Below are 18,651 nucleotides of genomic sequence, written 5' to 3' on the forward strand. Positions count from 1 at the left end.
GATCCTGAACGGAGGGCTTTCGATGATTTTACCTACCGGTACGACAGTAGCCGTCGCTGACGGCGAGACGATGCGACTGTTCCACAATACGGGCGTGAAGCCTGGGGTTCACCTGGTCGAGATCACGGCGGCTCCGCCTGCGCCCGCCCGCTCAGGTTCGGGCGCGCGACATCGCAGCGGCTCCGCCAACCCCGATGGCAGGCGGCTCGTCGAGGACGACTTCGCGGCAGCGACGGCCGCGTTCCTGAACAAGCTCAGCCTCGACGGGACCATAGAACACTTGGTCGTTGTGTCAGATCCCAGGACCCTGGGGGAGATGCGCAAGCACTACCACCGCGACCTGATAGGCAAGATCATAGGCGAACTCGCGAAGGACTTCAGCCAGCGTCCGCTCGAGGACATCGCCTCACTGATCGCCGACGCCTGACACGCTCCGGGAAACGATTTCAAGCGAGGGCCGGATTCTACGAACTTACCTTTTTCAGGCAGTTCTGCTCTATCGGACCAAGAAATTGTCCTACCTCAAGGCCTGAGGCACGAAGCTTGCCGAGCGGAGGAAGGCAAAGATTGCCATTGCTCGGAAGAGCGGTTCGCTTGGTCCAGGTTTTGCCGAAGGCGGTGGCCGGGATCTATCGAGCCGCACCACCGTCAGCTCGCGGAGGCCGTCGGCACCGCGATCTTGTTCTGCGCGATGATGGCTTCGGCCCGCGCGAGATTTTCCAATAGGCGCTGGCTGGTCAAGACAAGGAAGTAATAGCCGAACTGCGGGTTCTGGAAATAGATCTCAAGCAGCTTTTCATAGGTGATGGTCAGAACGTGGCCATCCTCGATGCATTCGATCGTCGCGGTCCGGCGGTTGTCGGGTGTGAGGAAACCAAGTTCGCCCATCAGGCGGCCCGGCAGAACATCGACGTTGATTTCGATGACCCGGAATCTGCCGGTAACCGTCAGCAGCATTTCGTTGGCTGCGTCACCTTTCTTCATCAAGATATCGCCCTTGCGATACTTGCGCTGGGTCATGAACGGCTTGAGCCACTCCATCGACGTGTCGCCCTGTGTTGCGGCGCGCGCCTTCTTCACGAGAGCGAGCATTTGACGAAGACGGTAGGCGTTGATGGGAACCATCAGGAGATAAAGAAGAAATGTCGTGACGGCTCCGGTGAGCGCACCGAAGATGGCGAAGAATATGCAACCGATCATGTTGGCGACCCGGAGCGGCACCATGGTGTGCGTCAGCAGGGTGGCGACAAAGAAGATCGCGCCGATCAGGGCGAACATGTTTGCCAGGGTGATGTTGTGCAGAAAGATTTCCAGCAGGCGGCTGAAGATGTCGTTCCAGGTTACGCTACTGGGATCGAGACCCATCTGGACAAGAATCTTCGCGAATCTGAGGTTGTCGGTTGCTGCATCTAGAATGCGATCCAGCATGCTGGATACGTCTGCGCTAAGCATCATTTGGTTTCGCCAAAGTGTTGTGTAAGCCAATACCGGCAGCGGCTATTCCGGACGAAACTATTGCGTTCGTCAACTGAAACGAAAGACTTGGCGAGTGCGAGATAGTGGAAACAGGAATCTGGCGACCATCGACAGCACCACCAGCGGGCCCCCCTCCAGCGCCACCGGAATCATCGCGTGCGCCACCAGCGCGAGGACAGCGCCACCCACCAGCGCTTGGGCAACGGCTGCATCCAGCGCATCGTCTGCCAATGAATCCTTTGCCGATCGCCGCGACCACGATGCCGGCGAGCAACAGGGTCGGCCACAGACCGAAGATCGCGGTTGTCCGATCCAGATCTTCTTGAGCAACTGATCGTGCGTTACCAAGAGACCAACATGCATCGCCAAATGCGCAGCAGCCCTCGTTGGGCATCCTGTCTGTTGGCTGTTCGCGTCAGTTCGCGCGGCACTGGGACATGTCCGAACATGGCGTAAGACCGGAAGTCGCCCGCTAAGGCTCAAACTGGCGCTTTTGCCCCTAAGCGGCTTTACCTTTTATCAGGCCGCCTCGGATGTCAGCACCGCTCGCATCTAGCGCCGTCTGCGTTTGGAACCGAAACATTTTCTGGCCAGATGATTTACTCTTGGGGCTTCGCAAGATGCGAGGCATTCATGAACCTTGTCTCGGCGAGCGACGTGTTCCTTACAGTCGCGATCATGAGCATCACTTTCCTGGCCGAAATCGCTCTTTTCATCTTGATTGGACTGATCTGAAAGGACGCGCTGTGCTGCGCGCGGCCGAGCGAAGGTCTAATTCTCTGTGATCTTGATGGTTGAGACCGGCCATCTTCCGTCGTGACCTTTGATCGAAATCCGAAGCCCGTGCAATTCGTCCAGCCAAACGTACTCGATCGTGCCCGCCTTTCCATCGGTAAGGACGACGGCTTTGCCGATCAATTCGGCTTGCGCCTCGCCGTACTCCTTCAGAATTTTTGGCGCACGGCGGTTCACCGATGGCATTGCTCATCCAATTCGGTCGAGCCGTCTTTCGCTCAGCGGCGAACCTTGTCCCAGCGCTCAGCCGCCGGAATGATCGATGGTGACTGCTCCTCCAATTCGCGGAGCCGGTCGATTTGCTGTTTAAGTCCTTCGGGTAGTTCCGGCTCTGGCTTCAGCGACGCGCCCAATCTCTCGCCGATCTCTCGAACGATGGCGCGGCTGTGTGTGTGGTCAAGGTCAACGCGATGGTCCATGCAATTGCTCTCGTTCCGGTAAAGGCAACGCCAGCTATGTCCAACATCGTACCTAGCCCTCCGCAAACTCAATGGAGGCACGGCCAGCGACTTTTGAATGGAACCGGAGACCGCCGCTTTTGGCTATCTGCGCGAGCGCTCGTTTTCACAACAGCGGGTCTTTGGTAGCGACCTTTGGCTATCCGCGACATGCGCCGGTTTTCTACCAGCGAGCGGCAGTCTCGCATCTCTCTAAAGCCTGGCGTGCGCTTTCGTTCCTTTGATCTTTGATCCGACGCGATATTCCATTCGTAGGAGCCCGGAGTGGGAGGTCGACGCATCCCAAGGCTTACTGAGTTCGCGCTCGATGCCATCGTTGCGCGCGGGAACCATTTCTGAGAGTGCCCAGTTAGTTCATGGGGCGATGAAGGGACCATCGTCATGAGCACCAAATATATCGCTGCGATTGCGATAGTTGTTCTTGCCGCCTGTAGCGGGCTGGTCGTGAATTCCGTCGGCTCGCTTCATCCCGAAGAGCAGTCCACGCTGTCCGCCAGACAAGTGGCTGACCGATTAGCTGGATCCTTGGATCCGTATTTGACACGGTCTGGTGGGTGACAACTCAGAATGCATTTGGCGGCGCTGCCTAAAGTGATGGGCATCGGGCCCGTTCGTTGCGGCATAGACAAGAAGCAGCGGAACTATTCTCGTGTTCAACCCGGCAGACGAGTACAGGGCACTATCCATGCGGACCACGGATCAACTGACCCTGGAGGGCATTGCTGTTGATCAAGCAGTACGAAGCGCAGAAGCGCGAGTTGCCTAGTGAGCCGACAGACTAAGGCCGCCTCAGTTGGTGGCCTCTTTGGCCTCTTTCGGACCTCATGGCGCGGTCTGCGGATGTCTGCTCACCGGGGCTTAGCGACTTCGGCGGAACGCCTGCTAACTTTAGAGTGTGACCCGCTGCTGACGTTCGCTCAAAAAGTTGCATCGCGCCGTGAATCATTCATTTTCCGCTAGTCCGCAGCTTGTGCGCAGGCTGAAATGAACCGCTCGCTCACGGAGGCTACCTACCGTTGACAGAAACCGTCGTTGAATGATCCAGTTGCGCATTCGGGCACGAGGATCAGACATGCTGTTTCAAAGCCGATGTTTTTCTCTCTTACGGGTTGCCTGCATTCTTGCCGCTGCTGCCGGAATCTCTGCGTCCAGCGCGGCCCGCGCGCAGGCGCCGGCAGTCTGGACGGTGCCAGAGGTCGGTGCGTTGCCGAATGATGCCTTCGGTGTTCAGGTGCGGAGGGGACGCGACCTCATCACCGCGACATATGCGCATATCGGCCCAGAAGTCGCGGATACCGCAAGGCGGTTTGCGGGCAACAATCTCGCCTGTAGCAACTGCCATCTCGCAGCCGGAACGAAGAAGTTTGGATTGCCGATCTTCGGCCTGTTTGAATTGTTTCCGCAATACAGTGCAAGGCTCGGTGCTGAAATTACCATCGAGGACCGGGTCAACTCCTGCATGGTGCGCAGTATGAATGGCCGTGAACTGCCGAATGATAGCGCCGAGATGCAGGCGATCGTCGCCTATATCAAGTTTCTGTCGTCAGGCGTTGCAGCGGGACAGATTTTGCCTGGACTCGGTGCCGGAACGATGCCCGAACTCAAGCGAGCGGCCGATCCTGTTCGCGGCAAGGCGATCTACGCAAACTCCTGTCAGACCTGTCACAACACAGATGGTTCTGGAATCCGCCGCAGCCTGCCGACGACGGATCTCGGGTATGTGATGCCGCCGTTGTGGGGACCGGACAGCTTCAACGACGGCGCAGGAATGGCGCGATTGATTACCGCGGCGAACTTCCTGCATTTCAACATGCCGCATGGCGCGGATTACCTGAACCCGCAGCTTTCCGTCGAGCAGGCGTGGGACGTGGCGGCCTTCGTCATTTCGCAGTCGCGACCGAAAAAGGCTGGGTTGGACAAGGACTTCCCTGATCTTTTGCGAAAGCCGGTCGATACGCCCTACGGCCCTTATGCCGACGGATTCAGCGAGCGACAGCACAAGTATGGACCGTTCGCACCGATCCGGGCCGCGATTGCAAAGGCAAAGAAAGCGCGTTGAGCATTTCAGCGCGAAGCCGCGGAAGCCTTCATCCGTCATAGCTTACGTGGATACAGGCGACTTTTCATCGGGAGCCTTCCTGAGTCCATTCCGTACCCGACGCTGCAAGCCAGATTGCTCATTGATGAGATCAGAACGTTCCAGGGATTCGCTATGCCGGACAGCATTGCGGCTCTGGTCCGGTGGTCCGATGAACCACCGCGCGGACATTCGCTTAGGCATCTTCGATGTCTGCTTTTGAGGGCGATCCGGACCTCGCTATTCCCGTACGCGTGTACTGGATTTGTGCGTACACGCCCTAGGTCAGCTCCGGCTCAGAGGTCGAGATCGGCCATCGCCGCGAAGGCATTTCCGCTTGTCGGCTCGCGTCCGAGGAACCATGCAGCTCCATTCGGACTGCGATACAGATCTCTTCTCTCGGACATGTAGCTGCTCCTCATTTTGGCCGCGAGCGCTTACGGACGCGCCGCCGTTAACTCACTCGTTTTCACTCTCGCTAAGTTCTCGCTCTACCGGCAGCCAGAACTCAAGATCACGGCTACTGAGCCGGCCGGGCTGTTCCCAAAGTGCGTGGGCGCGCGCCCGGACTTCTGCTTGGACCGCCAGGTGGTTATAAGCCGTCGCCGGGCCTCGATCAGCTCGTCGACAAATGCCTTGAGCCGCCGATGGGCCGTTTAGTCGCTATGCCGGTAGCAAGCCGCTTGGTTCGTTCGGGCTGGTGCTCCAAGGCTTGGCGATCACTGCGCGGCTCCGGCCAGCAAGAAAGCGCCGCCAAGCGCGACCATCACAAGTCCGGGCCAATTCGATTTGATGCCGAGGCCGCTAGCCGGTCTTTCAGGTTCGAGCGTGTTTTGCCCAGAGCGAAGCCGCCTTCCACCGCTCAATCGGCCTCGCCAGATTGGTTGAAACGCCATCTGTAGCACGCCGCCGAAAACAAGGAGCACACCAAGCCATATGAGGGTCATGCCCGCCCCCTGCACGAGCGAATGCCGAGAGGTTGCTCCGCCGAGAACCGCGGTCCATTCAACGTCTGCCCGCTGCTCTCGGAATTGAACGACCTGAAAGCCACCAGACGCGCCAGCGCGCTGCACGTAGGCTGGAGATCACGCTCTTCGAAGCTCAGGCTGGGTATAAGCATTCTGATTAGTCTCCGTCCGGCTCGCGCACGACCGGCGGTTCGTCGGTTCGGTTCTCTTCGTCTTCTTCATCTTCGTCTTCTTCATCTTCGTCTTCTTCATCTTCGTCTTCTTCGTCGTCATCAGGATGATCTCGGGGCGGCATTGTGTTGACCATGATCGCGAAGACACGCCGGTCGATCTTGGTGGAAACTACCTCGGGGATTTGTAGGGTCATGTTGTTTGCTCCTCGGATTGTGACCTGGGGCAATTTACCCCTTGCTTTCGCAGGGGCAGGGAATTGGCGGCATGGCAGTCTATTTCGGTGCCTGCAGGCCGGGAGACGAAAGCCATTCCTGTACGCAAGCGGCAGCTTCGGCCTTACGCGCCTGGCGGATTTGCTTTTCGCGCTCAACATCAGGCGGGATACCCCGCGCTTCCTTCCGCAGTCGCTTGGCCTGTTCTTCTAAGTGCTCATCTGGTAGAGGCGCTTGATCGAAACGGCGTCTTCTCATGACGGGTCTCCTTCCAATTGCGGTGGAGCGCAATTTGCGTTCTCGTCACCGATGACGGCCCATGGCGTAGACAATAAACGCTTTAAGGCCCGGACGGTTGCGGCCGTTCGAGGCGTCGTGGCAGGAAGGCTGCCCAATTGAGGCGCTTTACCGCTCTAGCTCTTTGCGGATCTGGTTGCGGTGCAAGAGGTGAGTTTCCTGTAACTCGCGGTAGGTGCCCAAGACCTGTGTTGCCAGTTCGGTGGGATGACCGCCGCGTCCCTAGCATGTCGATGATCTCGATCTGACGGGCAATGTGCCGCCCACCGAGTGCAATATGCCGCTTGGCCTCCGCTATGTAGCGATTTGGTAGCGCAGCGCGTCCACGACTGGTGAACATGCCGGCTCCGGCTCGGGGACGTAGCGGTGGCCTTGATCATAGAGGGCTTCGTCCATCGTTGCCTCATGTTGACCGGCGACCGGGCCGCGCGCCTCATGGCAGCCGAAGGGACTCTGACCAAGGTAATTGCGTCCATGCCAGACCACGCCGGCGCCCACTGCCTCCTCGGTGTCGTGCGGATCTTTACCAAACGCGCCGCCCAAGGTATCGCCGAATGTGAGCATGCATTGGTGCTGGATCGAAATCTCGCCTCCGCTTATGTGTGGATTGGACTTGGGAAGTGCTATCTCGGCCGAGCTGAGGAAACGGAAGCCTGTGTCATGGAGGCATTTCGGCTTTCCCCCCGTGACAACAGGGCATTCAGCTGGTTGGCGACAGCTGGTGTTGCACAATCCTATCTTGCAGCCGACGAGGCCGCTGCGCGCTGATTCACGCGAGCGATCGAAACGAACCGGAATGTCGCCGCCTTCGTTCACTTCTTTCTTGCCGCCGCTTTGGCTCACCTTGGGCGGGTCGAGAACGCACGGGCCGCGATAGAGGCGGGACTCACCGTCGACCCCAAGTTCACTCTGGCTCACTCCCACGCTAGTTCGCCAACGGACAATGCGACCTGTCTCCCACAGCGTATGCGGATAGCCGAGGGCTTGCGCAAAGCGGGGCTACCCGAGGGATGAGCTGGCCAACAGTTACCGGGGATCAATCCGGAGCCAAGAAATCGAAAAATGGCGGAGAGAGTGTCAGTCAATCCCCATTGAAAGATAAGCTGTTTTTCAATCCAGCGCGTGGCAACCCACGGTCCTCGTTACCAACAATTGGCCAACCCGCACGCGAGTTGCGCCCAAGCCTCTGCACCATCTTCCGTCGATCTGCGCCGGGCGGCCGACCAGGCCATCTCCGGCGGCGACGCTCGCAATACCGTGAAGAGCTGATCGCGGCGGTATCGAAAGGCTATTCTCTCGCGGTCGCCAATACCGTGGTGGCCCATCACATAGATCGACGGCGCGACGCGCGTCTGAATACACCTCGACCCGTCGATCTTCCTCCGACTGCGGTCCGATACTCCATGTAGTTGATGTCAACTCCGGAAGCTTCGCTATGCAAATTCGGCCCGCGATGTTGCGCTGACATCACGGTCGGCGCCCATACAGCTTAGGTTAAGCGTTTGAGACGGACGCTCGCCGAATGCACTTCTATACTCGACAGAAAAGCGCCCTAGCTCGCTAAAGCCAAAAGCTATTGCAACTTTGGTAACTGTGGTCAGCTCGCGGTCGGCTGCCAGAAGCATTTTCCTGGCGTGCAGCAACCGCAACATGCGGAGGCGCCGGCAGGGCGGGACGCCATGGATCTCGTTGAACGCCTTGCGCAGGGTACGCTCACTCACGGTAAGAGCACGACAGATATCCGAAATAGACGGCGGTTGATCGGGACGGCTCAAAGCCAATTTCTCTGCTTGCCCTACCAGATCGCAACAGATCTCTCGCTGTTGCGCTGATTTCATTTCCCGAACGGTCGGAAGCCGATGACCCTTGGACATTCAACCTATTCCATGTGCAAGGCACGCCACTGCGATCGCCTCGACGAGGCGCTGGTCGGGACTGTCGCAAGCGCTCAGATCGGTATGTGCGTGCGCCGGTTGGATGATCACAAGCTCAACGACGGTCGTCCGTCGCATGGTCCTGGCTCCTCCTGTTTGCCCGAAACGGATGGAGTTCGTTTTGCGTTCGGCCGCCCGTGTTCGGCGAAGTGACTGCACGACGCTACGCTGCCCCCAGCCTGCCCCGCTCAGTAGCAAGGCGGATAAGGGTAGTATCCGCAGCGTGGCGCGTAGTAGTAGTACGGATAGGCCGCAGCTCCCGCTACGGCAGCTCCAGCCAGGGCAGCCGCTCCCGCATAGGCGGCGCCCCGGTAGAAAGCACCGCGGTAAGCCGTCCGGCGGGCGACGCCGGCAAAGGACAGCGGCGTAAGCGGTCGCCCAATGATATCGATAAAGACCGATGCCGGTCCATCAGCTCCCGCAAGGTCGCCTTCGAGCACATCGACGTCGAAGATCAGTTTGTCGCCTTCGAGCTTGGGCGATTTCAGCACGACGACAACGTCGGCCATCGATGATCCGTCTTTCCTGAATCCGGAAACGGTGGCGTTCGGAGGATCCTTCGCGAAATTGTCGCTGCCGTTGCCCCAATCCTCGACGATCCGCGTTGTCAGATCGTGACCGGCCGCCCGGACCGGACGATCGGCAAATACGATCGCATTCGGCGAAACCCCGATCAGCACCAGCTTGCCGTCCTTCAAGCTCGCGCCGCGCGAATTGATCACGAAGAGAGACGGCACGACTTCCGACTTGGCCTGGCCGATGGATTTCTCAAGCGGCACATGCGGCTTAGGTTCGGGAGCCGATTGAGCAAAAAGCTTCTGGGACCAGACCAGTGATGCGGCGGCGCAAACTGCGATCAGAACTGAACGAAGCGGCATGGTTGTTCTTTCCTTTGAAGTCGGACTCTTTTTTCTTCGGTCCGCTCAGACGGCTTTCCAAATCGCCCCGCGCAATTGCGTATCAAAGCAGATAGCTCCTTTAGGAGCGTGGTGATCTCACTAAACCTTTCGCGCCAATTCAGGTCGCGCGTCTTGCCCTTTCGTGCCAATCATCTGGAATACTTCAGCGGTCGATCGTCCTGCGCAATGACGCGCCTGCCCATGCTTACGGGCAAGTTGCTGCCGCCTGTAAACAACGGGTTGAACTTTCATCAAACGCGCGAAGATGCGGCTGAAGCTGCTTGCGTTGGCATATCCAAGGAATTTTGCGATACCCGACAGGCGCTTGCTTGAGTCCGCAAGCAACCGGCAAGCCACGTTCAGGCGAACCTCGGCGAGCATTTTGCTGTGACTTGTGCCCATGCGGCCGAGATGCCGCTGCAACGTCCGCGAGCTAACCTTCAATGCGCGGGCAGTACTATCGAGAGTTGCGTCACCTTGTCGCAGCGACACGACAATTGCCGCGCGGACCGTCCGGTATGAAGGCAGTCGGATAGCTCTCATCGGTTGATGTGAGGCGTGAAGGCGATGCGCCCCCCTCAAGAAAACAATGCTTCAAAGCTAGAAGCATTTTCGGCACGAATCTGGCCATTAGCCGCCAAAGCTGGCGTCGAAGGGAAGCAAGTCGGGGACTTCCCCGCAATGCCTTGCATTACGCGACAAAGACAAGGCAAGGAAATCAGCGGCCTGCTAGTCTGCGAACGCAGATATTTTTTTGGCAGGTAGTAATGACCATCATTCCATTGACCCGTTGTCAGTTTCTTATGCCCTTCGCCGAGCTTCATTCAGAAATAGGCGGCCCCACCGCATCGCTTCTCGCCAAGTTTCAGTTGCCGACGTCTTTGGAAGAAAAAGCGGATCATTACGTGCCGCTGCTGCCAGTCATTCGCTTCGCGACGGCCGCCCAGGAAAAGCAGGGCTTGTCGGAAATTGCCTTTCGGGTAGCCCAGCGGCTCGCATTCGACCATTTGAGCGAAGCCATGCGAGTTCGAATCCGGCACTCGCCAACCCTCCTGGTTGCTCTTCAGCAGGCTTGCAAATGGTCGCCGATCGAGGACACTAATCTCCATCTATGGCTGGAGCCGTGCGGCCAGAGCGTGAAAATTTGCAGCAGGCTCGTTGGCACGGAGGGTATTTCCCATCTTGAGATGTCCCACTGGCTACAAAACATTTTCGTCATGCACATCGTCCGTCAGTTCGCCGGAGCGACCTGGACTCCGAGAGTGATCGCGTTTGAAGCAAACTATGCGCCTAGCATTGAGGTTCAATCGCATTGGCCGAATACACGCTTCATGTCAGGTCAGAAGGCCTCGTGGATTGAAGTGCCGTTGCAGTTCTTGAGTCTTCCTAATCCCGTCGATGTCGTCCCGTCGAATTTACCCGAGACGGAGCGGCAGCCTTTCAGCAACGACATCGTCAGCATCCTCAAGCTGACTTTACCCTCGTATCTTGACGAAGGCGGCCCGACCATAATTCAGGCGGCCGAGATGGTTGCATTGAGCGTCAGGAGTCTGCAGCGGAAACTCTCGCTCGCGGGGCTGACATATTCGCACCTGTTGGAGCGGGCTCGCTTCAACAGCGCGATAAAGCTCCTGAGCAATCCCCAGAGCAAGATCATCGATGTGGCATTCGCATCGGGCTATGCGGATCCTGCTCACTTCACCCGCGCTTTCCGCCGGATATCCGGATGCACGCCACGAGAGTTTCGAGAGAGGCGGAGAAATGGTGCAAGCGAGCTCGCTTGAACTGTCCCGCTCGGTGACCGCTCCTCGGCCATTCAGCCGCCCGAAATCAGATAACCCGACATCGCGTTGCGTGGCGGACCACGAATTTTCCGGCATTATCTCTGAAAGCTCATCAAGCGGAATGTGGGGATCAAAAGATAGAACTTGGACCGACGGTCCCGCCTTGCTGGCTGCCGTTTCGGGCGCTTCTTCTAGGGAGACTGCCGTCCAGCGTGCCTAAAAATCCGGGCCGAATACGTCGTTATTGAACTGGGCCGAGGCTTCGTCGTTGTCCATGCTGTCGATCAGGTTCTGCTCGGGATTCGTAAAGCCACCTGCTGAGAGCGCATCTAGCGGCAATGCGCCATAACTGGCGCGATATTTGTTCATTGCAGACACACTGCCGACATATGCACAGGTGCATCCGGAAGGATCGGCGTAGACGTAGTAGGAACGTCCGCCCTTTTGCCGCAGCTGAAATTGATTGGGTGGAAACGACATCAGCCGATTCAACATTTCCGGCGTGGTAGCGGCGATGGGGTTAAACCCCGATGAGATCAACAACTGGCCCGTTGACTGCTGGGCGTAGCCGCGGGCGCCCGGGCACAACTGGGCGAGCAGCACAACCAAGGCGATGCCTGAAGTAGCGCCTGTAGATCGAAGACTCATTTTTCCTTCCTGGGCACATAGGCGGACTACCGATTGGCAGCCGGAAGTGAAACGGCAGGCGTCTATAAATATGCAGTGTAGGAGCCGATCCATACCAGGATCGACATGAGCAAGCCGATGACGCCGGCGTTTTCTGCGAACACAGTGGCGGTGCCGGGCATCCCGAGCCGAAGCTGGCTGCGGTCGATGGTTTTGGGGATGGAAATCGCCGCCGGATAGACCTTGGCGCCGCCGATCGAGCCGACCCGCGCCAGCGTGCCAGAGACCGCGATCTGCCCTTGCCCCACGCCTTGCGGGATAGCGGTGACTGTCGCTTCGTGGATATGGCCAGGGTCGTCATCGAACACGAGCTTGACCCGCGCGCCAGGCTTGATGGTCCTGAATCCGTTCGGTGGGAACATGCCGGCGACGACGATATCATTTGCGGCGATGAAAGACATCACCGGTCGCGCCGGCATCGCACGGTCGCCGACGGACAGCGCCATGATCGTAACGACACCGTCACCGATGGCACGGATCGTCGTTTGCTCGAGCTCCCACCTCGCATGGTCGAGCTGAGCCTGGATCTGCGCGACGGTTGTGTTGACGCCGCCGATTTCCGACTCCATCGCCAATTGCGCGCTCAGCTGCGCGGCCTTGGCCGCCTGGAGCTGAAACTCGACCGTGTCGTGCTGCACCTGGATGTCTTGCAGTTTAAACTCGGTCTGCGCGTCCTCGCTGACGAGCTTGCGGTAATCGGCAAGCCGCTGGGCGTGAAAGGCGAGCTGCTTGGTTAGCCCATCGACATTCGCCGTCGCCTGTTCGTAAGTGGCCTTCAGCTGCTTGACCTGCTGGCGTGCCCGGGCGAGCGATGCATCGAGCTGGCTGACCTTGTACTGGAACGGCGCCGGATCGATCCGGAACAGCACCGCGCCGGCCTTCACCGGCTCGTTCGGCTTGATCCGTATTTCGATCACCTCGCCGGAAACATTGGGCGCGACCTCCATGACACGGGAAATCACGACAAAGCTTCCAGACGGGGTCAGGTAATTGAACATCGCGAGGAACACCGCGAGGATGAAGGCACCGAGCAGCCCCGCGACAGTGCCGGACGCCCAGCCCCATCGCACCAGCTTGAGCCTGAAGAAGACGAGCCAGACCAGAACGAGGTAGAGCGTCAGAATGATGAGCACGACTGGGTTCCTTTATCTGCCGTGCACCGGGATTGCACTCACAAGCCCGGTAGCACGGCAGTATCGGCCAAAATGCCTGCATCGCGACACTGTCGCCGCGCATCCGGCCGATATAAATCCGATCTCTACGACACGCGCTTGAAGCCAGGCGGTTTCCACGTCCCCTCGCCAGCTGGCAGAATCGATGGCGGTGTGGTTTTCGGCCAGTACAGTCGCATCGCCACATAGATCGGACCATCCGGCGCCGGCAGCCAGTTGGCTTCCTTGTCCGCTCCCGGAGATTTGCTCTGGACGTAGATCGTCAGCGAGCCATCGGAGCCGAGCTTCATGTGCGGCAGCATCGGCGAGTTGATCAGATAGCGGTTGATCGGGTTCTTCACCAAAAGCTGCGTCTTGCCGTCATACATGGTGACCGACCAGAAGGCATTGACCGGCGGCAACTGCCCCGTCGGGAAGGTCAGCGTGTAGTTCGACTTCGAGCAGTCAAGTTCCTTGCCATCGGCATCCACTTTGCCCAGAGGGTACATCGCCTCCGCCGCGTCGTTGCCATAGATGCCGGCCTTCGCAGCTGCCGCGCGCAAGAGCCAGTCGCCATGGTAGAATGAGGCATCGCCGAACGCCGAGCCGACACGCCAGCCGTTGTTGTCCTTGCCGATGGAGGCAACGGCCTCGGTGACCCTGCGCTCGCCCTCCTTCATGCCCAGCAGGATCTCGGCCTTGTCTTCCAGCGACAGGCTGCGGAAATCAAAGCTCTTGCCCGGCCCCACGCCAATCCTGGCGAGTTGCTCGCGGATCCAGCGATCCTCCGGCAGCGCCGGTGCGAATTGAAGCGCGAAATCCAGATATTCGAAGAACTCGGTGCGGACGAGGTCCTTCGCGAATTTGGGGAAAGAAAGCGCGGGTGCGGGCGCGGGTGCGGGCTGGTTGAGGAAGCTGGAAAGCGGCTGCGTCTTGTAGCCGGCCTGAACCTTTTTGACAGCCTCGATATCGGCCGGGTCGAACAACTGCGTGCGGAAAAGTCCCAGGCAGAAATCGGTGGTCGACCGGAATACTTTCTTGATGCCGGGGGGCGTTACACCGGTCCATCGCGGGCCGACGACCATATAGCTTCCGGCATCGCTGCCGGTGGCGCGCGTGCCGACATAGCCGAAATTATACGTGTTAAGGTCGTTCAGCTGCAGCGAATAGTAGCGCTTGGGATCGACCGCCGGCACCGAAAAGACCATGGGCTCGGCCCGCAGGTCCAGCCATGCGAAAGAATACGGCGTGTCGCTGTTGGGCGAGATAACGGCGGTATCTTCGTATGTGTAGACGCGCGCTTCGTTGAACAGCGTATTGAACGGCGCCTTGTACTGCCCTGACGACTTGTCGACCGCGTACTCATTCATGATGCCATAGGCCATCACCATCGGCAGGCCGTAGATGAAGCCGGCCTCGGCAATGTCCTTGGCCTTGAAGAATCCCGGACGCTCGGACGATTGGGCCCAAGCCTGGCTTGATTCGGCGCCAGCCGCGGTGATGGTCGCCAATGCCGCAGATCGCAGGAAATCGCGCTTGGTCAGCATACGCGGGCTGGGGGGCGATCGCTTTTGCATCAAAATACTCCGTTTTCGTGGGGGACGGGCATGGCACGCTGAGCGTCTTCTCGTCCGCTTACCAATTGGCCGAAAACGCGGCGACGCGCTATGCAGATTCGGCAATCCGCAGCTTCGACCGCGAAGCAAGCAGCTTGCCGGGCGGCATGTTCGCGTCCTTCGATTTGAAAACAATCAGCGATGGAACGACTTGGGGTTTGGTGGCCCCGATGCTCCTTAGTAGCGTCGGGTCTTGCGCTAAGGTCATGATGGGAAAAAAAAGGAGGCCGGCTGAATTGGCCGGCCTCCTTCTTCATCAGTAACTACCGAACTTGTAGTTGACGCGCAGCGCGAGCAAACTCGCGTCCGTCTTGGTATTGGTGGTGATCGACGTGATCGGCCTGAGTGAAGGCGTCAGGAACGTGTTGCTTTCATTCACCCGCCACAGATAGTCGTACTCGATGCCGGCCGTCCAATTTGGAGAGAAGCCGTACTCGAAGCCGACGCCCACGACGCCGCCCCAGCGGGTCCGGCTCGCAAAGGCGAGCCCCGTGCCGGTCACGCTGTCGATGACGGCAAAGTCCTGGCTGCCAACCGCACCACCGCCCTTGACGTAGAACAAGGCCTCGTTGGCCGCGTAGCCAAGTTGAGCCGTGAAGAGGCCCAAGCCGGCGAGGGTCGACTTGTAGGTGCGGGTCGGATCCTGCGCGCTGATGCGCGTGTTGCGGATGTTGGCCCAGTCGCCCTGCGCTTCCAGGCCGTACACCAATTGTCCGGCCTGCCAGCGATAACCAAGCTGGCCACCGATAATGCCGCCGCCTTTGCTATTGCAGCCTTCCGCGAAGACGCCGCCAATTCCGTTGATGGCGGTGAGATCGATACACTGGTTGCTCCAGCCATATCCGCCGTTCGCGCCGAGATAGAAGCCGGACCAGTTGTACATTATCGGCGCCGGGATCGGCGCCGCCTTGTAGGCGGGCCGCTGAGGAAGGTCGGCGGCTTTTGCAATACCCGTGAACGAAACGGACATCACCGCTGCCGCGCTAAGTAAGCTAATTTTTTTCATTGCCTGCAAGCCTCATCAAGTTGGAAAACACCGAAGCGATTTGCCATCGACCTTGTCTCACTCGGTATGCAAAAACTGTCATCGCGGACCATTTCGCCGCGGTGTTGCACGAAAACACCATTCCAACACTCACAGCGAACTCCCAGACTTCACTGCACGAAACCGGCGATACCTCGGATGACAACTCGCGAAACAGCAAGCGGTAGTGTCCCGCAAGCCCGCCGAACTCGGTGACGCCATGGGCCGCCAGGATATCGGCCAATATCGCTGATACGTCGTTCTCGCGAACGGTCGCATGATAAACGAGGTTTAACTGCCGTAGCGGCAGATCGTGCTTCGGCGACACTTCGCTCGGCGGCGACCACGCCACCCATTCGACATGACCAAAACAAATGACCAAGTCGGACACCTGGCATGGCGCGCCATCAGGTGAAACAGAGACTCTGCGGCTTCGGCAAAGCCGCACAAGCGGATCGGTCTGTAGCAGGCGACCGACGCCGTTCTCAGACGATCTACTTCACCTGGATTGCCATCAGTTCCCGCTCCGCTTTCAACACGACAGCAATGGCATCGATGATGAGTTTTTCGGGATTGGCCTTGCAGTAAACGATGACTTCGTGCTCGATGAGCTTGCCCTTGCGCAGGTCGAGGAAATGCTTCTTGGCAAGGCCATTGTACCAACCGCTGTACCAGGCCGTCAGCGCGTCGGCGTCTTCCTGGAAGGTCCCTGCGAGTTGCGCGCAGGTCAGCTTCTGGACATCGATGAATCCGTTCGCATCGACATAGGCGGACAGCGGCACCTGAGCCTTGGCTGAAGCCATGGCGGCAACAAGCAGAGTGACGGAAAGCAGCAGTCTTGAACGCATTAGTGACCCCATTTGGAATGAATGGCATGTGGAGAGATTTAAGACGGTCCGGACTTCGGAATGCGGGCGCCCCTCGCCGGCGGCCAGCATCCGACGCGAAAGTCGATGAGCGGACATTTTTTTCGGGATGGGTGGGGCGTCATCGCCCCGCGCTTGCGCATCGTCGCCCAAAAATGGCCGCGCAGAGAACACCGCCGGACGCGAAGGTGCGCCGAACAAGACCGAAGGTGTTCATCGGTTCACTCGGTTCAGAATCGATAGTTGATGCCGCCGCGGACGATATTCAATCGATCCTCGCTGACTCCGGTGCCGACGACTTTCGTGTAGAGATACTCGGCCTTCAAGGACCAGTTCGGTGTGAAGCCATACTCGACGCCCAGTCCCGCGGTGATGCCCGGCCGCCAGGACGAACCCGAACAATCCGGAAGGACGCCAACCGTGCCGCAGGGTACTCCGGCGATGGTCGATGCGCTGGCGGTCGACTTGACGAAGGCTCCGCCGCCGGTCGCGTAGAGCAACACGTTATTCATGGCGATACCGACTCGCGCCCTCACCGTCGACAGCGCGCTGATGTTCGACGAGGTGTTCAGCGTGACGCCCTGCCCGAGGCCGAGAATGCTGGGTGTTACGACGGACGAACCGTTGATGTTGGCCCAGTCCAGATCGCCTTCGAGGCCGAGCACAACATATCCCTGCTGAATCTGTGCGCCAAACGTGCCGCCGATCATGCCGCCGCTGATGTCGTAACCGACACGATCGAACCTGTTGGCGAACAGCACCAGCGGGTCCTGATTGCCCCAGCCATACCCGCCGTTGACGCCGACGTAAAATCCCGTCCAGTTATAGACGGCGGCAACCGGAGCCGGCGCCTTGTAGGCGGGCGCCACCGGCAAGTCCGCCGCAGCTGCATAGCCGCCCATCATCCCCGCAGCTGCGACCGCAACTGCAAACTTACCAATCTTGTTCATTGCCACACCTGAATAATTGAAGAAATTCGTGCAGCACCAAATCGCATCTCATGCGCGGAGCCCACTATGCAGTTTCGGACGCCTTCCCTCAATTTTCCCGCCTGTGGCGAAGTTGCCATAGCCGAAGCATCGACGCGTCGATGTTGAGCGCAGGCCCATCGCAAGTCGCATCTGGGTGTCAGGCGAGCGGGCTGACGAACACGCAAATTCTGACAATCCGGTGATGTTGGGCAGCGACCGGACGCTCTTCGCCTGGTTCAACTTTGACGAAGATCGACCGGGCGACCGGCAGCCTAATTGCGCACGAAATAGAGCGGCGTCCTGAGCGTGAGCTGGTAGGCAGGCTTCGGCACCCACATGATTTGCGCGGTTACGCCAAACAGGCGGTTGTCGTTGTCGTCCATCCGATCAAGATCGAGCCGGACGATCGGCTGGGTGAAGGAGGAGACCGACACGAGGTTCGAGAGCTGAGCGCCGCCGAAAACCTGCATGCCTGCGCGGCCCGTAAACTTCCAATTGTTCGGCCATTGGTAGTAACCGCCGACATAGCCCATGATATCCGAATGAATCGTCGCGAGTGGACTGCCGACGATAACCCGCGTGTCCTGCATTCCCGCGATCCACCCACGAGTCTCTTCTTGGTCGAGCGCATAGTCGAATTCGAAAATATTGGTAAATGTCGTGGCCGCAAACGGCCCATTCGGAATCGCCTGGGTAGTGGTCGATTGCCAGCTCAAGGTCGGAATCGAGCCGCCGTTCTGGTTGTAGAGATTAGCCTGAAAACCAAGATTCCAACTCGTGATCGCCACAGGCGACCGGCCGATCATTGGAGTGCCGGTCGAACTTGCTGATACGCCGGCATAAAGCGAGACGTCGTCGGTCACGTCGATCGACATCGGAAGATCGACCACGACGCTCTGGGCGCCCGGAAGCGTCGCTCTGCCAGCAATCGCCGGCAAGCTGCCGGCGTTCGATATCGCGGCCGATTGCAAGGCCGAATTACCGAAACCGATTGCGAGCGCGCCGGCGGGCACTTTGGCGTAGGAAGTTCTCATGTCGAGGTAGACGTTCGGCGTGCTCGACTCCCCCTTCGAATCATCGTCGTCGGCACGGGCAATTCCGCCGGAGAAGCCAATCAATACGGCGAGGACCACGCACGGGAAACGAACGCAATTGCGCGCCTCCCGCGCCCCAACTTTCGCAGTGACCTGCGAGATGCATTCCTCGAACAAGATCAAGAAGCTTTCCTCGAACAGAAGGGCATCGCATCGCGGCAAGCGCTC

23 protein-coding genes are annotated in these 18,651 nt (G+C 58.9%); 4 read left to right on the plus strand and 19 right to left on the minus strand.

Going from position 1 to position 18,651, the window contains the following annotated elements:
• Positions 1 to 22 precede the first annotated feature (22 nt).
• Positions 23 to 427, plus strand: coding sequence for a baeRF12 domain-containing protein (locus tag ACVWY5_RS34250; RefSeq protein WP_028337084.1), 405 nt, complete (start codon positions 23 to 25; stop codon positions 425 to 427).
• A 221-nt stretch (positions 428 to 648) separates the two neighbouring features.
• Here ACVWY5_RS34250 and ACVWY5_RS34255 read toward each other — a convergent pair whose 3' ends face one another.
• The 4 genes from ACVWY5_RS34255 to ACVWY5_RS34270 all read right to left on the minus strand — a co-directional run bounded on the left by ACVWY5_RS34255 (position 649) and on the right by ACVWY5_RS34270 (position 2,690).
• Positions 649 to 1,428: a Crp/Fnr family transcriptional regulator gene (locus ACVWY5_RS34255; RefSeq protein WP_456671747.1), complete on the minus strand. Its 780-nt coding sequence runs from the start codon at positions 1,426 to 1,428 to the stop codon at positions 649 to 651.
• 96 nt (positions 1,429 to 1,524) lie between these two features.
• Positions 1,525 to 1,707, minus strand: a complete 183-nt coding sequence (locus ACVWY5_RS34260) for a hypothetical protein (protein ID WP_028337086.1) — start codon at positions 1,705 to 1,707, stop codon at positions 1,525 to 1,527.
• Positions 1,708 to 2,247: 540 nt separating this feature from the next.
• Positions 2,248 to 2,457 carry a hypothetical protein gene (locus ACVWY5_RS34265; protein WP_028337087.1) on the minus strand — a complete coding sequence of 70 codons (210 nt, stop codon included), beginning with the start codon at positions 2,455 to 2,457 and terminating at the stop codon, positions 2,248 to 2,250.
• A 32-nt stretch (positions 2,458 to 2,489) separates the two neighbouring features.
• Positions 2,490 to 2,690: a hypothetical protein gene (locus ACVWY5_RS34270; protein ID WP_038377878.1), complete on the minus strand. Its 201-nt coding sequence runs from the start codon at positions 2,688 to 2,690 to the stop codon at positions 2,490 to 2,492.
• A gap of 1,111 nt (positions 2,691 to 3,801) precedes the next feature.
• On the opposite strand from ACVWY5_RS34270, the gene ACVWY5_RS34275 reads away from it, so the two are divergent.
• Entirely contained in the window at positions 3,802 to 4,788 is a 987-nt protein-coding gene (locus tag ACVWY5_RS34275; protein ID WP_051376322.1) for a c-type cytochrome, read from the plus strand.
• A 477-nt stretch (positions 4,789 to 5,265) separates the two neighbouring features.
• Here the strand turns inward: ACVWY5_RS34275 and ACVWY5_RS34280 are convergent, their stop codons facing one another.
• From ACVWY5_RS34280 to ACVWY5_RS34310, 7 genes are all read right to left on the minus strand, one after another.
• Complete coding sequence (locus tag ACVWY5_RS34280; protein ID WP_080667250.1) at positions 5,266 to 5,439, minus strand: DUF2934 domain-containing protein; 174 nt, start codon at positions 5,437 to 5,439, stop codon at positions 5,266 to 5,268.
• Between the two features lie 492 nt (positions 5,440 to 5,931).
• Positions 5,932 to 6,141, minus strand: coding sequence for a hypothetical protein (locus tag ACVWY5_RS34285; protein WP_038377879.1), 210 nt, complete (start codon positions 6,139 to 6,141; stop codon positions 5,932 to 5,934).
• Between the two features lie 79 nt (positions 6,142 to 6,220).
• Positions 6,221 to 6,418 carry a hypothetical protein gene (locus tag ACVWY5_RS34290; RefSeq protein WP_080667246.1) on the minus strand — a complete coding sequence of 66 codons (198 nt, stop codon included), beginning with the start codon at positions 6,416 to 6,418 and terminating at the stop codon, positions 6,221 to 6,223.
• Between the two features lie 333 nt (positions 6,419 to 6,751).
• Positions 6,752 to 7,375 (minus strand): hypothetical protein, encoded by a 624-nt coding sequence (locus ACVWY5_RS34295; protein ID WP_321176674.1) that lies wholly within the window; start codon positions 7,373 to 7,375, stop codon positions 6,752 to 6,754.
• A 515-nt stretch (positions 7,376 to 7,890) separates the two neighbouring features.
• Positions 7,891 to 8,331, minus strand: a complete 441-nt coding sequence (locus ACVWY5_RS34300) for a helix-turn-helix domain-containing protein (protein WP_080667247.1) — start codon at positions 8,329 to 8,331, stop codon at positions 7,891 to 7,893.
• Between the two features lie 248 nt (positions 8,332 to 8,579).
• On the minus strand, positions 8,580 to 9,269 hold the full coding sequence (locus ACVWY5_RS34305) for a hypothetical protein (protein WP_456671748.1): 690 nt from the start codon (positions 9,267 to 9,269) through the stop codon (positions 8,580 to 8,582).
• A gap of 120 nt (positions 9,270 to 9,389) precedes the next feature.
• On the minus strand, positions 9,390 to 9,833 hold the full coding sequence (locus ACVWY5_RS34310) for a helix-turn-helix domain-containing protein (RefSeq protein WP_080667248.1): 444 nt from the start codon (positions 9,831 to 9,833) through the stop codon (positions 9,390 to 9,392).
• A 224-nt stretch (positions 9,834 to 10,057) separates the two neighbouring features.
• Between ACVWY5_RS34310 and ACVWY5_RS34315 the strand changes: the two genes are divergently transcribed.
• On the plus strand, positions 10,058 to 11,074 hold the full coding sequence (locus ACVWY5_RS34315) for an AraC family transcriptional regulator (protein ID WP_038377881.1): 1,017 nt from the start codon (positions 10,058 to 10,060) through the stop codon (positions 11,072 to 11,074).
• Between the two features lie 216 nt (positions 11,075 to 11,290).
• On the opposite strand, the gene ACVWY5_RS34320 is transcribed toward ACVWY5_RS34315, so the two are convergent.
• From ACVWY5_RS34320 to ACVWY5_RS34330, 3 genes are all read right to left on the minus strand, one after another.
• Complete coding sequence (locus ACVWY5_RS34320; protein ID WP_321176672.1) at positions 11,291 to 11,722, minus strand: hypothetical protein; 432 nt, start codon at positions 11,720 to 11,722, stop codon at positions 11,291 to 11,293.
• Positions 11,723 to 11,784: 62 nt separating this feature from the next.
• On the minus strand, positions 11,785 to 12,894 hold the full coding sequence (locus tag ACVWY5_RS34325) for an HlyD family secretion protein (protein WP_028337094.1): 1,110 nt from the start codon (positions 12,892 to 12,894) through the stop codon (positions 11,785 to 11,787).
• A 125-nt stretch (positions 12,895 to 13,019) separates the two neighbouring features.
• Complete coding sequence (locus ACVWY5_RS34330; protein ID WP_028337095.1) at positions 13,020 to 14,459, minus strand: DUF1254 domain-containing protein; 1,440 nt, start codon at positions 14,457 to 14,459, stop codon at positions 13,020 to 13,022.
• Here ACVWY5_RS34330 and ACVWY5_RS34335 point away from each other — a divergent pair.
• Positions 14,423 to 14,791 (plus strand): hypothetical protein, encoded by a 369-nt coding sequence (locus ACVWY5_RS34335; protein WP_321177591.1) that lies wholly within the window; start codon positions 14,423 to 14,425, stop codon positions 14,789 to 14,791. The genes ACVWY5_RS34330 and ACVWY5_RS34335 overlap by 37 nt on opposite strands.
• On the opposite strand, the gene ACVWY5_RS34340 is transcribed toward ACVWY5_RS34335, so the two are convergent.
• The 5 genes from ACVWY5_RS34340 to ACVWY5_RS34360 all read right to left on the minus strand — a co-directional run bounded on the left by ACVWY5_RS34340 (position 14,785) and on the right by ACVWY5_RS34360 (position 18,606).
• On the minus strand, positions 14,785 to 15,534 hold the full coding sequence (locus ACVWY5_RS34340) for an outer membrane beta-barrel protein (protein WP_028337097.1): 750 nt from the start codon (positions 15,532 to 15,534) through the stop codon (positions 14,785 to 14,787). The two genes, ACVWY5_RS34335 and ACVWY5_RS34340, sit on opposite strands and share 7 nt — an antisense overlap.
• Positions 15,521 to 15,943, minus strand: a complete 423-nt coding sequence (locus ACVWY5_RS34345; protein WP_152977882.1) for a hypothetical protein — start codon at positions 15,941 to 15,943, stop codon at positions 15,521 to 15,523. The genes ACVWY5_RS34340 and ACVWY5_RS34345 overlap by 14 nt, the downstream gene beginning before the upstream one ends.
• Positions 15,944 to 16,046: 103 nt before the next feature.
• On the minus strand, positions 16,047 to 16,619 hold the full coding sequence (locus ACVWY5_RS34350) for an HdeA/HdeB family chaperone (RefSeq protein ID WP_321176671.1): 573 nt from the start codon (positions 16,617 to 16,619) through the stop codon (positions 16,047 to 16,049).
• Between the two features lie 29 nt (positions 16,620 to 16,648).
• Complete coding sequence (locus ACVWY5_RS34355) at positions 16,649 to 17,368, minus strand: outer membrane protein (RefSeq protein ID WP_152977881.1); 720 nt, start codon at positions 17,366 to 17,368, stop codon at positions 16,649 to 16,651.
• 293 nt (positions 17,369 to 17,661) lie between these two features.
• Complete coding sequence (locus ACVWY5_RS34360) at positions 17,662 to 18,606, minus strand: hypothetical protein (protein ID WP_244482586.1); 945 nt, start codon at positions 18,604 to 18,606, stop codon at positions 17,662 to 17,664.
• Between the last annotated feature and the right edge of the window lie 45 nt (positions 18,607 to 18,651).

Source organism: Bradyrhizobium sp. USDA 3256 (genome assembly GCF_054058275.1).